Source organism: Bosea sp. (in: a-proteobacteria) (genome assembly GCF_023953965.1).
GTDB lineage: Bacteria > Pseudomonadota > Alphaproteobacteria > Rhizobiales > Beijerinckiaceae > Allobosea.
Genome location: NZ_JAMLIX010000001.1, coordinates 1842702 through 1856728, shown reverse-complemented (window position 1 = coordinate 1856728; position 14027 = coordinate 1842702). Strand labels below are relative to the sequence as shown.

At 62.0% G+C, this 14027-nt stretch carries 10 protein-coding genes; 9 read left to right on the top strand and 1 reads right to left on the bottom strand.

Features of this window, described 5'->3' with window-relative positions:
* The first annotated feature begins 94 nt into the window (after positions 1–94).
* Together M9917_RS08520 and M9917_RS08515 are read left to right on the top strand one after the other, a co-directional pair.
* Entirely contained in the window at positions 95–850 is a 756-nt protein-coding gene (locus M9917_RS08520) for a metallophosphoesterase (protein WP_297252708.1), read from the top strand.
* A complete protein-coding gene (locus M9917_RS08515; RefSeq protein WP_297252706.1) occupies positions 837–2240 on the top strand; it encodes a hypothetical protein in 1404 nt (467 codons plus the stop codon). Before M9917_RS08520 ends, M9917_RS08515 begins: the two co-directional genes overlap by 14 nt.
* 13 nt (positions 2241–2253) lie before the next feature.
* Here the strand turns inward: M9917_RS08515 and M9917_RS08510 are convergent, their stop codons facing one another.
* The gene (locus M9917_RS08510) at positions 2254–3150 is read right to left on the bottom strand and encodes a transglutaminase-like cysteine peptidase (RefSeq protein WP_297252704.1); all 897 of its coding nucleotides are present in this window, start codon (positions 3148–3150) and stop codon (positions 2254–2256) included.
* Between the two features lie 339 nt (positions 3151–3489).
* Here M9917_RS08510 and M9917_RS08505 point away from each other — a divergent pair, with 339 nt between their 5' ends.
* The 7 genes from M9917_RS08505 (at position 3490) to M9917_RS08475 (ending at position 14015) form a co-directional block, all read left to right on the top strand.
* Positions 3490–4989 carry a sugar transferase gene (locus M9917_RS08505; RefSeq protein ID WP_297252702.1) on the top strand — a complete coding sequence of 500 codons (1500 nt, stop codon included), beginning with the start codon at positions 3490–3492 and terminating at the stop codon, positions 4987–4989.
* A 106-nt stretch (positions 4990–5095) separates the two neighbouring features.
* Entirely contained in the window at positions 5096–7114 is a 2019-nt protein-coding gene (locus tag M9917_RS08500) for a hypothetical protein (protein WP_297252701.1), read from the top strand.
* A 5-nt stretch (positions 7115–7119) separates the two neighbouring features.
* Positions 7120–8196 carry an acyltransferase family protein gene (locus tag M9917_RS08495; protein WP_297252699.1) on the top strand — a complete coding sequence of 359 codons (1077 nt, stop codon included), beginning with the start codon at positions 7120–7122 and terminating at the stop codon, positions 8194–8196.
* On the top strand, positions 8193–9593 hold the full coding sequence (locus M9917_RS08490; RefSeq protein WP_297252698.1) for an O-antigen ligase family protein: 1401 nt from the start codon (positions 8193–8195) through the stop codon (positions 9591–9593). Before M9917_RS08495 ends, M9917_RS08490 begins: the two co-directional genes overlap by 4 nt.
* A gap of 99 nt (positions 9594–9692) precedes the next feature.
* The gene (asnB, locus tag M9917_RS08485; RefSeq protein ID WP_297252696.1) at positions 9693–11693 is read left to right on the top strand and encodes an asparagine synthase (glutamine-hydrolyzing); all 2001 of its coding nucleotides are present in this window, start codon (positions 9693–9695) and stop codon (positions 11691–11693) included.
* Positions 11694–11826: 133 nt separating this feature from the next.
* Positions 11827–12726, top strand: a complete 900-nt coding sequence (locus M9917_RS08480) for a glycosyltransferase (RefSeq protein ID WP_297252695.1) — start codon at positions 11827–11829, stop codon at positions 12724–12726.
* On the top strand, positions 12723–14015 hold the full coding sequence (locus tag M9917_RS08475) for a lipopolysaccharide biosynthesis protein (RefSeq protein ID WP_297252693.1): 1293 nt from the start codon (positions 12723–12725) through the stop codon (positions 14013–14015). The genes M9917_RS08480 and M9917_RS08475 overlap by 4 nt, the downstream gene beginning before the upstream one ends.
* Positions 14016–14027 lie beyond the last annotated feature (12 nt).

Below are 14027 nucleotides of genomic sequence, written 5' to 3'. Positions count from 1 at the left end.
CCGAGCACGCTCATCCTGCCCTCTTGCCTGCCATGGCACACGACGATATGCGCGGGTGGCCGGACGATCGGCCACTTGCCCATCCGGAGGGCGCATGCTGTTCCGCCGCCAGAAGCCCCGCTCCTATGCCCCGGCCCCCGAGGGCTGGGTGCTCTATGCCGTGGGCGATGTTCATGGCCGGCTGGATTGCCTGCGGCAGGCGCAGCGGCGCATCGACCGCGACCGGCAGGGGCGCGGCGCGGTCAGGAGCATCGAGATCTATCTGGGCGACCTCGTCGACCGCGGTCCCGATTCCCGCGGCGTCATCGACTGCCTCATCGAGCGCTCGCAGGAACGGGCCGTCGCGCTCGCCAAGGCGAACCATGAACTGCTGCTGGAGGGCTATCTCGACGGGCAGATCCCTTTCGAGCAATGGCGCGCGCTTGGCGGCGCCGAGACCTTGCTGTCCTACGGCCTCGCTCCGCTGACGGTGCGCCACGGCGGCGCAGCGCTCCTCGAGCAGGCTCGCCTCGCCGTCCCCCGGCACCATCTCGACTTCCTCGCGACGGCCAAGCCGTTCATCCAGCTCGGGTCTTACGTCTTCGTGCATGCGGGCCTGCGGCCGGGAATCGCGCTCGACAAGCAGACGCTCGACGACCTCGCCTGGATCCGGGAGGATTTCCTCGGCTCGCAGGCCGATTTCGGCTTCACCGTGGTCCACGGGCACACGCCCGTCGCGGCCGCCGAGTTCCGCGCCAACCGCATCAACCTCGATACCGGCGCCTATCTGACCAACACCCTCAGCACGCTCGTCATCGACGAGGCCGGTGCGCGTCTCATCGAGCAGGACCCGGCCGATGCCGAGATTTGACCTGTCGTCGCAGCGCACGCCGCTGGCGCTGCAATATGCCTATCTCGGCACGCTCGCCTATCTGCTCGTCAATCTCGGCGGGGTCGATCCCTATTCGCTGCATATCGGCGCCCTGCTCGCGGCGGCGATGACCGCGGTCGCGGCCTTCCTGCCTGTCCATAACCGTGCCGTCCAGCGGCTCGGGCTCGCCGCAGGGCTCATCCTGACGGCCCTGGCGATGCTGGCGCTCGTCCAGTCGCTCCGCTGGGACGGCAACCCGTTCGAGCATCCGGCCTGGCAGACCGCCCGCGAGGTGCTGGGCCCGGTTTCGGGCGCGATCTCGGTGTCGCCGGCACAGACGCGCAACAGCCTCTTGGCGCTCGCGCCGGTCCTCGGCTTCCTGGTGGTGCTGCGGGCGGTCGCCGATCAGGACGGCGCCCTGGCGATGCTGCGGCGGCTCGCCTATCTCAGCGCCGTCGCCGCCGCCTTCGGGCTGATCGAGCTGTTCTTCTTCCCCACCGATCCGCTGTCGGCGGGGGTGAACCCCTACCGAAACAGCCTGACCTCCTTCTTCGTCAACCGCAATTCGGCCGGCACCTTCTTCGGCCTCGGCCTGCTGGTGAGCGTGGCGTTCTGCTTCCACCACCTTCGCACGATCGAGCCGGAAAAGTTCCTCGCCCGTCTCGGCGGCCGCAGCGGACGGTCCTCACGCAGCGAGAGGCGGTTCCTGCTCTTTACCGGATTGGCGTTCATCCAGCTGCTCGCGCTGTTCCTGACGCAGTCGCGCGGGGCCATCGGCGCCACGCTCCTGGCGCTGCTGCTGTTCGTCGCGATCATGGCCCGCCATCGCCTGACCGCGAGCCGCAACGCCGCCTTGCCGGCATCCTGGCTGCGGCTCGCCAAGCTCGGCGGGCTCGCGCTCGGGCTCTGGCTGATCTATCTGCTGCTCGGCGGCCGCGTCGCCTACCGCATCGAACGGGCGGGGCTCGACGATACGCGGTTTTGCGCCTTCGGCCTGATGGGGCGGGCGCTCGTCGACAACCTGCCGCTCGGCACCGGCTTCGGCACCTTCCAGGACATCTTCCCCGCCTATCGCGACCATGACTGCGCCGGGATCGCCGGCGTCTGGGACGCGGCGCATAACGGCCTCATCGAAGGAGGCATGGGGCTCGGCCTCCTCTTCCTCGTGCTCGCGCCGGTCGCGATCGTCCTCTTGGCGCGGGCTTTCCTCACCGGCCTGCGCGAGCGCCAGCGCTATCGCTTCGTGCCGGCGCTGGGCCTGGCGGGGCTGCTGCTGATCTCACTGCACAGCCTCGTCGATTTTTCGCTGCAGATTCCCGCGGTCGCCTTCTATGCCGCCGCCATTCTCGGCTGCTGCACCGTGATCTCGCTCGGGCGCCGGGAGGCTTGAGCCGCCACGGCGCTCAGGACAGGCGCCGCGGCCAGTCGTGGAACCCGACCTTCGCCGCCGCGCCGTCGCGCAGCTCGGACGAGAGGTCGAAGGACGGCTGGTAGAGCGAGCCGGTGAAAGCCCCGAAGCCGGGCAGCGAGAACACCAGCGGGCCGGCATCCTGCGCAGGCTCCACGGCGGGGGCCGCCGCTTCGACGACGGCCGGCACCGGCGCGGCCGGAACCTCGAAACGCGCCTGCTCGACACGCGCCGGCACCCGGCCCGCCTCGCGCGCCTTCTCACGCTGCTGCAGCCGCGCCACCCGCACCGTATCCTGCTCGGCCCGGACCGTGACCCACACGGCGGGATCGGCCGCCGACTGGCGCTTGATCATGCGATATCCCGTGCGGCTCCACGCCACGACCGAGGGGCGCAGATTGTCGAGCACGAAATCGCCGCGGTCGGTCCGCACGGTCAGGACGAGATGGCCCTCGGCCCGCGGCGTCACCGCGACCGTCAGGGACAGGGCGGAGATCGGAAAGCCGCGCTCGATCAGCGCCTGCCGCTTCTGGACCGCATAGTCGTTGCAGTTGCCGAACGTCGTCTCGAGCGACCAGTCATAGCCGTGCTTGCCGGCATCGGGAGCGATGCGCCGGTTGATCCGGGCGTTCACGGCGACGAGCTCCGCCCAGCTCTCCTGCGTCAAAGTGACCCGCTCCTCGTCGGAAGCGCGGCACTGGTCGCGATAGTCCAGGCAGAACTTCACCGCGGCGATCGGCGTCATCTCGACAACATCGTCGACGAAACGCGGCGCCATCGGCAGCCTCGCCTCGAAATCGGGCAACGCCATGCGGGGCATCGCCGTAGCAACGGTGACGGAGACACCCAGGACCAGGGCGACCACGGACGAAAGGGCGGCCACGGACTTCATCTGACAACTCCCGTTATTTCGGGAATTGCTATCATCTTCGTCTTGATCTCAGGTTTTTCAGCAAATATTGATTTTCGCGACTGAATTATTGCTTTGTTATCCAGCGTGAATAGGCTGGCGTTTACCTTACTGAGCTGTCAACGGCGTCGGCCGGGGCCAGAAAGCAGGACATTCCCTAAGGTAATCTTCGTTCAGCGCGCCGTTACGGAGGATTGCTTAGTTAACCAAGCGTTAAGTTTCACTAGACGCCTGCGAAGATCCTGTGTAACGAGGAGGCTGCCCGGCCAACAGCGCATCGGGGCACAGCGCAGTTTGATTTGCGTTTGGAGAGATCGAGCTTTGCGTTCCCTAGCCCTCACATTCGTCGACACCTGCGTCTTCGTGCTGGTCACGGTGATGGCGTTCTATCTCCGCACCCCGGAAGAGAAGTTCCTCCTCGGCGAAATCCTGGCGAACCCCTATGTCGGCGTCGGCGCGGCGGCCCTGTTTCTCGGCCTTCAGGCCGCGGGCATCGGGCGCGAGCTGTGGGGGCTGAGCTCATATCGGGTCTATTGGCGGATCGCCGTCGTCACGGCGATCGCGATCCTGGTCGCGATGGCCTCGACCTTCACCTTCACGCGCCTGGATGGCGTGCCGCGCAGCATTCCGGCGATGCAGTTCCTGTTCGGGGCGACCGCGCTGATCGGCGCCCGCAAGCTGGCCCAGCATCTTTCGGGATTGCGCCAGGCGGGCGCTTTCGCGACCAGCGTGCTGCCGCGCGAGGGAGCGGCGAAATCCGACAGCGTCCTGATCGTGGGCGTCAACAGCCTGAGCGGCATGATCCTCCATCTGATCCAGACCTATGCGTCCGGGCGCCTGGACGTCGTCGGCTTCGTCACGACCTCGCGCAAGCAGGTCGGCCGCACGGCCTTCGGCCTGCGCATCCTCGGCCATGTCGAGGATCTGGCGGAGGTGACCCGCGAACTCCAGACGCATGGCGTGGACGTAAGCCGTCTCGTCCTGGCGGCGCCGGAGAACGGGCTGCCGGTCGCGGCCCGCTCCTTCCTGGCGAAAGCCAGGGCCGCGGGCTCCACGCAGGTCATGGAATTGCCCGATGTCATCGCGGCGGCGACGGAGGATCGCGCCGGCTCCGCCCATCTCTTCGCGATGCCTGAGGGCGAGGCGCAGCGGCCGCGCATCCTCGTCGATCGCAGCGACCTCGCCGCGATCACCCGCCGCCGCTACTGGTTCCTCAAGCGCGCGATCGACGTCGGCGTGTCGGCATCCGCGCTCGTGCTCGCGGCTCCGGTCATGGTGATGGTCGTCGCTCTGGTCGCGGCCCGGATGGGCACGCCCGTCCTGTTCTGGCAAAGGCGGCCCGGATTGGGCGGTCGGCCCTTCCATGTGCTGAAGTTCCGGACGATGCGCCCGGCCGTGGATGTGAACGGCCGCCGGCTGAGCGATGCGGAGCGCACCTGCGCGGTCGGCGATTTCCTGCGCAGGACCCGGCTCGACGAATTGCCGCAGCTCATCAACGTGCTGCGCGGCGAGATGTCGCTGATCGGGCCGCGCCCGCTCCTGCCGCGCGACCAGTCCGACGCACACGCCGCCAGGCTTATCGTGCGCCCCGGGCTGACCGGCTGGGCGCAGATCGTCGGCGGCCGGACAATCTCGGCCGACGACAAGGCGGCGCTCGACATCTGGTACGTCTACAATGCCAGCCTCTGGCTCGATCTCAGGATCGCGCTCAGAACGATCCCGATGGTGCTGTTCGGAGAGAAGTACGATCAGGGCCGGGTCGACTGGGCCCTGGCGCAACTGCGACAGCAGCACGCCAAGTTCCTGGCCAAGAACAATTGACGCAGCCGCGGCAATGATGGCCACGAATGCCGGGTTGCGGCGCCGTTGCCGATGGCTGCGCCTTCCCGTGCTTGCCGCCATGCTGGCCGTCATGAGCCAATTGGCCATGGCAGCGCCACAGAATCGGCTGCTGGGCGCCGCCTACCGGCTGGATCCGGCGCCGAACTATGCACTGGCGCTCGCGCGAGGCGGCCGGGAACTGACCGACGGGCATATCGGACGGGGGCGGATCTGGACGAACGGCTCGGCCGCGGGCTGGAGCTGGCGCATGCCGGTCACCGTGGCGCTGGATCTCCCGCAGCCCGCCTCGATCGACCATGTGCGCATCCACACGGCTTCCGGAACGCAGGCCGGCGTCTACCGTCCGTCCCAGATCGTGGTGTTCGGCGGGGACGGCTCGGGGCGCTTCGACTTCCTCGCCGAAAGCCCGCTCGGCAGCGACACGGACAGCAGCCCGTCCCCGGTCGAGAGCAGCCTCGACATCCGCTTTCCGCCCCATCGGATCAGCCAGATCCTCGTCGTGGCCTTCGCGCGCGGCACCTTCCTCTTCCTGAGCGAGATCGAGGCCTTCGAGGCCTCGTCGGCGGGGCAGGAGATCGGCGGCGGCCTGCCTGATCTGGCAGCGGCCCGGCAGTTCGCGATCGAGCACCGGCGGATGCAGATCGAGACGGCGTCCGGTCCGCGCCCGACGGGGCCGGACCCCGCGAGACGCTGGGCGATGCCGCTGGGCGCGGACGCCACGGCTGCGCCGAGCCCGCCAGGCTGCGCGATGGAACCGATCGACCCCTGGACTCTTCGGCCGGCGCGGGAGGCGCCCCGCTCCCGGCTGGTCGCGCTCACCGGCGGGCATGACTACGCCGCCTGGCGTGTCGCCAATCGCTCCGCCACGGAGCTGTCCGTGAACGTCGACGTCGCGCAGGCCGCCGGGGTGAGAACGCGCGTCCTCGCGCTCGCCCACGCCCAGGCCCTGAGCCGCGCCTGGGTGCCGGATGTCGTCACGCCATTCGACGGCGCCGTGCTGCCGGCGGGATCGGCCATGCTGCTGCTCGTCGAGACCCGCCCGGAAACCGGCGGAAGCCACAGGATCGACCTCGCTCTCTCCTGCGGGGAATATCGGCTCGCCTCGACCCTCGACCTCACCGCTATCCCAGCCGACCCCGGAACGGCACCGCTGCACGGCAATCTCTGGACCTATCTGCACGAGCCGATGCATCTGCCCGTCGCACGGGCTCTCGGCTGTGATGCCGGGTTCCTCGCGCGTTACGGCGTCGACACCGCAACCGTGCACCCGGCAGCCCTGTTCGATGGCGGCCGGGAGCGTCCGACCGAGCTGTTGCGCCGCTATCTCGAAACGCATCGCGAGGCGGCGCGCATCCTGCTCTATATGGATATCAAGACGCGCCCCTGGGCATTCCTCAAGCTGCCGGACGAGGAAGCGGCCGCCGCATTGCGCGGCTGGTGGGACTGGGTCGAGGCGACGGCAAAGGCGGCGCGCGTGTCCGGCGAGATCATCCTCTATCCCATCGACGAGCCCCGGCCCGCGGATCTGCCGGCGATGAAGCGCTTCAGGGCGCTCGCGCACAGCGCCGGGATCGAGGCCCGCATCTACGCGACCCTCGAGCGGGGCTCCCTCGCCATCCTGCCTTTCGTGGACGTGGCACAGCTTCACCGCCCGGCGCAGCCGGGCATGAACCTCGCCGGGCTGCCCGGCCGTCAGGAACGGGACGGCTATGATACGCGCGAGGACGCGAAGCTGCTCTCTCCCGACGGATATTACCGCCGCCAGGGTTGGGAGGCCTACGCGCTCGACCTGAAAGGGGTCGGGATCTGGTCCGCCTGGGACAGCACCGGCCTCGGCGACCCCGCAAGCGGCTGGAACCCTTTCACCGGGCGAGGGGAGCGTGATTTCGGCCTGATCTACGCAGCGCCCGACGGCTGCGCCTGGCCGAGCCTGCGCCTTCTCGCCTGGCGCCGCGGGGTGGAGGAGAACCGGCTGCTGCGGCAATGTGCGAAGCGGTTGCCGGAGGGATATGTGGAGCAGATGGTGCGGGGCGTGATGGATGATCGGGGGACGGCAAAGGTGAACCAGGCCGCAGTTGAAGTGCTGGTTGCATGCGAGCGGTGATGCCCATGCTTGGTAAAGACCAAACCATCTCAACGCGAGAGAATAATTTCGACTTGCTTCGCCTGTTCGCTTCGGCACAGGTTGCAATCGTACATATCTGCGATCATCTTGAAATAAATATGGGCCTTTTCCTTGAGCTTCTCAAATATTTTCCTGGCGTACCGATATTCTTTTTTATTTCGGGATTTCTAATATCTCAATCTTTTTCCAGGCAGAATAATCTTAAAATTTTCTACCGTAACCGCTTCTTGAGAATATACCCAGCACTTTTGGTTTGCCTGATTGTATCAATTTTTTTGGCTTCGCTTTTCAAGCAAATTCCTTGGGCCTCGACCTCCTTCATCGGATGGCTGTTGGCGCAAGCTACAATAGTGCAATTTTATAACCCACAATTCCTCCGCGATTTCGGAACCGGCGTCCTTAACGGAAGCCTCTGGACCATCCCCATAGAGATACAATTTTATATTGCCCTCCCCATTATCTGGACAGTCGCGCGAAAAATCGGGGTAAAATTTATATATCTTGTACTTATAATTTCATTCATACTTCACTTTACTTTTATAAATATGTTTTATGGAGCTGAAGACTTCTTTGTTAAACTCCTACAGGTAACAATTATTCCTTGGCTCGCCTTTTTCATGGCGGGAGTATTGACGGCATGGCATTGGGGTTATATCGAGAATATATTTCGGGGAAAATTCCTGAAATGGATGATTTATTTTATAATAGCTACAATTATTATAAAGTACCTAGAAATTCTTGAAGTGACCGGAAATAGAATTAATGGAATATCGGCTATATTTCTATTTCTAGCTATTATTTCTGCCGCATTTACCTATCCAACGCTTAGTCAGAGACTGCTGCGAGGAAATGACATCAGCTATGGCCTGTATCTCTACCATATGCCGCTGGTGAACGTTTATCTTGCCACCGAAGCTCCGCGCACTGCTTTTGGTGCTGTGATGGTTTTTTTGGCAGCCGTCGCCGCGGCCTGCCTATCGTGGTGGCTCGTCGAGAGGCCGGCGCTGAACTTGAGAAAAATAGCGAAACGGAGCGCCGCAGTGGATGCTCCCAGCACATGAACCGCGTCGATTCTGCTCAAGGTGCTGGAGGCATGCCTTTGATCATGCGGATGCGGAAGCCCGGGATTGGCGACGGCGCGCCGTCAATGCCGCAGGCACGAAGGAGGCGGTCCGGACGGAGCCCGTGGGTCGACCGGGCGGCGCGCATCCTCGTCATCGTCTGCGTTCTGAACCTGAACGGCGTCTTCGACATGATGTTCGACATCGGGCAGGCCGTGTCGCTCATCATCCTGGCTACCTCCCTCGTCCTCATCGCCACAACCGGCCGCCGGGCCTGGTCGCCGCCGTTCAGCCTGCTGATCGCGGCCATCGCCAGTTATCTCATCCTCGGCTGGCTGCTTTATGATCCGGCCGCCTCGGTCGAGCCCGCCTCGAAATACCTGCAGAGCTACTTCAATTCCATCCTCATCATCTGGGCGCTGGCCGGCTACGTCGCCAGCTTGCCGCAAGGAAGGAGGCTGGACGGCTTCCTGAAATTCCTGAGGAACAGCTTCCTGGTTGCCGCGGCGTCGGTATGGATGTCCCCCCTGCTGTACCAGTACTATGTCAACCTGCCGTTCTCGGCCCAGCAACGGATGGGGGGGGTCTTCGCCAACCCCAACGAGGCGGCCGCAGCGTCCTGCTTCGCCGTCGCGCTCGTGCTGGCGCTGCCCTTGCGGTTCCGCGTGCTACAGTTCGCCGCCGTCGCGATGGCCGCCGGCGCCGTGATCATGACCTTCTCCAAGGGCGGGATATCGATGCTCGTCATTCTGCTCGGCTGGCATGTGGTTCGCCATGCCAGAGGAGTTGGACTCGTCGCAATCGTGCTGACCTCGCTGCTGGCGCTCGTCCTCGTTCAGAACCCCAGGGCGCTGGTCGAAACGGTTACCGATTTGCCGCTGCTTGAACTGGACGCTTCCCAGAAGGACCGCATTCTGGCAGTCGCGGACATCTTCGGCGGCGAGATCGACGAAAGGACGACCACAGGCCGCACCGTCCTATGGGACTTCGTCATCGAGCGAGCCTTGCACGATTTTCCACTCGGCAGCGGTCTGGGCAGCGCGCACCATATCGTTGGCGGCATATTGGAGCTCGATGTCTGGCAGGGCGCACACAACACGTTTCTGATGGTATGGGGAGAAAGCGGGGTAATACCCCTGCTGCTGCTTGTTTCAGCGATGGTGGCGGTTGTGTTCGCCAGCCTCCACCACGCTCACCGGAGCCTCGGGGTGACATGCCTGTTCGTGCTTCTGGTGGTGATGATGTCGGGCCATATCGCTCTCGCGACACGTTACCATAATGTTATGCTCGCTGTCGTTCTGGGCTTATCCGCTAACGGGATCCATAGAATGCGTAGAGGCTCGCATCCTGGAATGCAGAATGCTCAGCCACAGCAGCGATATGGATATACCACATGACGAGAAATTTCCCATTAATCTTGATGTGCAAAATGCCCCCTCCCCTATTTACCGATAAACTTAATCCGCTTATTTGGCGCGCCCTGAATACAAATTCCCATGAGACGCAGCCACTGCATCGATTGCGGCAATCTGAACCGCGAGCATCTGCTGATTGATAGGCCGGGCAAGAGACGACGAATGTGCGGAATAGCGGGCCTGCTCGGCAGTGCCAATAATGAATGCCTTGCCGATCTCAGCACCGGACTCGCGCATCGCGGACCTGACGGCCAAGGAATCTGGTTGGATGAGCAGGAGCGTGTTGGCTTTGCCCACCGCCGATTGAGCATCATCGATCTGTCGAATGCCGCGGCCCAGCCCATGGTCAGCCGCGACGGTCGCTACGTCACGACGTTCAACGGGGAGATATTCAACTATCGCGTTATCAGCAAAATGCTCTCCGGAAAGGGCTATGGCTTCAATGCAGCCTCCGACACGGCCGTTCTCGCGCCGCTGTATGACCTCAAGGGTCCGGACATGTTGCACGACCTTGAGGGAATGTTCGCTTTCTCGATCTGGGATCGGCAGAAAAAGCGCCTTTTTCTCGCCCGCGACCATACCGGCATAAAACCTCTTTACTATAGTCTGTCCTCCGGACGTCTCATCTTCGCCAGCGAGCTGAAGGCAATCTGCCGCATATTATCTTCCATTACGGTGGATACCGACGCTCTAAAGGAATATCTGACTTTTCTATGGACGCCCGGAGAAAGAACCCTGGTTCAACAAATCAGGAAGTTGCGTCCCGGGCATTATCTCACGGCTGAGTTCCGGGAGGGGTTGCACACTGAAATCAGGCGGTGGTATCGCCCCCCCCAAGCGCCGCTCATCGGCGGACGCCCTGGATATGACCACTCCAAGACGCCCGAGGGGCTGAGGAGCCTGCTCGACGACGTCGTCAGCGACCAGTGCACCAGCGATGTTCCGATCGGAGCGTTTCTCAGCGGCGGCGTCGATAGCAGCGCCGTCGTCGCAAGCATGGTCGCCACCGGCCACCGGCCCACGCGGACCTATTGCGTCGATACTTCAGGGCGAAATGCATCCAATGAGGGTTTCGATGAAGATTTCCCCTTCGCGGAACGGGTCGCCCGTCATCTGAACGTGCCTCTAACTCGCGTAACTTTGGACGAAGACGCCATTTTAGATGGTCTGCCCGACTTGCCGCTTCTGCTGGATGAGCCGACGGCCGATCCCGCTGCCCTGCTTGTCGAGGCCATCGCCAAACATGCTCGCGCCGACGGTGTCAAAGTTCTTCTGACCGGCACGGGCGGCGATGATATTTTCTCAGGCTATCGCCGTCATTTGACGGCGCGCTTGCGAGAGCGTTTCGGCGCGTGGCCAAGGATCGCACAGGCCGGCGCCGGCGCCGCCCGGCTGTTGCCGGATGGTGCGACGCGGAGGCGATTTGAAAAACTCCTAGGCCTCATAGGGCATGCCGATTCGGACACCTTCCTGCTCAATGCCTTCAATCAGAACAGCCTGCCCAATGCCCTCGGCCTGCTGAAAGGCGCCTCCGAGGGGATAACCGATGCGGCATTCGACAATGCGCTGACGAGCGGATTGGAAGAAACCAAGGGGCAAAATCTTCTTAATCGACTTCTTTATCTTGAAATGTGTGGATTTCTACCCGACCATAACCTGAATTATACCGATAAGGCCTGCATGATCGCCGGCGTGGAAGCTCGTGTGCCGCTCATCGACCCACGTCTCATCGACTTCATGTCCGATGTCGATCCCCGGTTGAAAATCAAGGGCCTGGAGCCAAAGTGGTTTTTCAAGCAGGCGGTCGCTGCGAGACTTCCATCAGAGGTTCTCACACGTCGAAAAGTCGGATTTGGTGCCCCCGTTCGTCGACTCTGCACGGCGGGTCGAGGGCGGGAGCTCATCGAAGCAGCCCTGTTCTCGAACTCCATGGTGAAAGACAATTTCGATCAGGAAAAGCTGCGGATTTTCTGGGATAGAACATTGAGCGGACGATCCGACGGAGTCTATCTCGCGCTGACGATCGCGATGACGGGTTGGCTATGGGAAGCACTCAGAGCAACGGGATTGCGCGACTCTTGAGCGCGCAGAGGGCGACCATATGCTTGACCGCTTGCTGATCATTGGAGCCGTCCCTCCCCCGAAGGGCGGGGTTTCAATACACGTTCACAGGCTTTCCAGGGCGCTGGCCGACAGAGGCGTTCGCCATGAGATCATGGATGAATCGCGCTTGCCTACCGAAGGGACGGCGAACCTGCGGCACATGTCCCCATGGCAATATCTCCTGATGATGCGCCGCGCCCGCATCGTCCATATTCACAGCAGCAATCCTCTGGTTCGCCTCGTCCACACCATCGTCGCCCGACTGCATGGAAGGAAGGTCGTCCAAACGGTCCACGCGCTGCTGGGGTCTCGTTTCGAACCGCTTGCGCTGCGTCTAGCCGGCATGCTGAGCCATAAGGGGATCGGCGTGAATGCGGTCGTCGCCAAAAGCCTTGGCTCAACGGCGGCTGTCATACCCGCCTTTATCGCGCCCCCCCCGGATGAAGAGGTCATCCCCGATGATATAATGGATTGGATCAAGACTCAGAAGCATCATAACCAAAAAATTATTGCCATAAATGCTTTTCGATCTGAATTAAAAGATGGAAAAGACCTTTATGGCTTGGACATGCTGATTGAATCATTCCAGGATATTCGTATAAAAGAATCCTTTTCCGGCATTATTTGCATTTCGACCGCACAAGGCTTTGAGCAATACCATCATGAAATCGAACGCCGGGTCACCGCGCTGAGCACGGATGCTCAACTCAAGCTCATCCTGGGGCAAAGCAACTTCCCAGCCATCTTGCGCCATTGCGACCTTTTCGTCCGCCCAACGACAACGGACGGCGATGCGCTCTCGGTGCGCGAGGCACTCTGGTATGGCAAGCCGGCGATCGCTTCCGACGCCGTGGCCAGACCCGAAGGTACCATCGTATTCACGTCGCGCGACTTGAAACAGTTCGTCGAGACGATCCTGGCGGCGAGCACCGCGGAAAAGGCGCCCAGCGTGCGTCGCGACTTCGCCGAAGACGTCATCCTTCTCTACGAATCCGTGGCAGCCGCCTCGTGAAGGCACTGAGCAGCATCCTGCATCCGCTTCGCGGCCTCGCACGCAAGCGCTTCGTGCGCGACGTGGCGACCGTCGCGGGCGGCACGGCCGCCGCGCAAGCGATAAGCTTTGCGTTCTACCCAATTATCACACGCCTTTACGGCCCAGAGGCGTTCGGTACCCTCGGCGTGTTCATGTCGGTCCTAGCGGTTCTGGCGTCAATTGCCGGCTTGGCGTATCCGATCGCCATCGTGCTGCCAAAATCTGACGAGGACGCTCGAGGGCTCGTCCGCCTGTCCCTGGCGATCGCCGTGATAGTCGCTTCGGCTGCGGCCTTGATTCTCGTCGCATTTTCCGCGCCGATCATCAGCTTGCTCGGCCTTGAGCTGATCGCGCCCTTCGTTTTCCTGCTGCCTCTTGTGGTGTTGTTCACGACACTCCTTGCCACGGTCGAGCAATGGCTGATCCGTACGGGACAGTTCGCACTGATCGCCAGGATGGCCGTTTTGCAGGCCCTGGTCGTCAACGGCGTGAAGGCGGCACTCGGGCTGGTACTGCCGCTCGCTTCGGTGCTGATTGCCACGTCAATTGCCGGGGTGGCGCTGCACGCAGGTATGCTCGAACTCGGAAGGCGCTGGAACGGGCATTACCGCCAAAATCCCTTTCCGGCCGAGCCGAAGAAGAGTGCGTCCGATCTCGTTCGGACTTATCGCGATTTTCCGCTCTTCAGGGCGCCGCAGGAACTGCTCAATTCTCTATCGCATGGGCTGCCGGTAATTTTACTGGCCGCTTTTTACGGTTCGACCGTCGTTGGCTTTTATACCCTCGCCTACAGCTTTCTTGCTGCGCCAGTTACTTTGGTCGGTCGTTCGGTCGGCAATGTGCTCTACCCTCGACTTGCAGAGGCCGCTAACCGGGGGCAGGATTTGCGTCGCTTGGTCGTGTTGCCGACGGCTGCGTTACTCCTAACCGGTATAATCCCTTTTGGCGCCGTCATGATTGCCGGGCCGCGACTGTTTGCCTTTGTCTTCGGTGCTCAGTGGCAGGAAGCGGGAGAATATGCCCGATGGTTATCTCTCTGGATTATATTTGGATTTGCAAATATTCCTAGCGTTAAAGCCGCTCCTGTTATAAATAAGCAAAATTTTCTTTTAATCTACGGAGTCATATCTCTTATTTTTCGTGTTTTATCTGTTTATATTTCATATATATTATCTTTTACTCCGGTTGATACTATGATTTTTATCGGATTATCAGGCGCTGTTGCGAATATAATTCTTATTTATATTATATATTTAAAAATAAAATAAATATACCGACAC

Bases quoted from the DNA above. Each gene is read 5' to 3' on its own strand.
- M9917_RS08520 (WP_297252708.1), top strand. From the start codon at position 95: ATGCTGTTCCGCCGCCAGAAGCCCCGCTCCTATGCCCCGGCCCCCGAG.
- M9917_RS08515 (WP_297252706.1), top strand. From the start codon at position 837: ATGCCGAGATTTGACCTGTCGTCGCAGCGCACGCCGCTGGCGCTGCAA.
- M9917_RS08510 (WP_297252704.1), bottom strand. From the start codon at position 3,150: ATGAAGTCCGTGGCCGCCCTTTCGTCCGTGGTCGCCCTGGTCCTGGGT.
- M9917_RS08500 (WP_297252701.1), top strand. From the start codon at position 5,096: ATGGCAGCGCCACAGAATCGGCTGCTGGGCGCCGCCTACCGGCTGGAT.
- M9917_RS08495 (WP_297252699.1), top strand. From the start codon at position 7,120: ATGCTTGGTAAAGACCAAACCATCTCAACGCGAGAGAATAATTTCGAC.
- M9917_RS08490 (WP_297252698.1), top strand. From the start codon at position 8,193: ATGAACCGCGTCGATTCTGCTCAAGGTGCTGGAGGCATGCCTTTGATC.
- asnB (WP_297252696.1), top strand. From the start codon at position 9,693: ATGAGACGCAGCCACTGCATCGATTGCGGCAATCTGAACCGCGAGCAT.
- M9917_RS08480 (WP_297252695.1), top strand. From the start codon at position 11,827: ATGGATGAATCGCGCTTGCCTACCGAAGGGACGGCGAACCTGCGGCAC.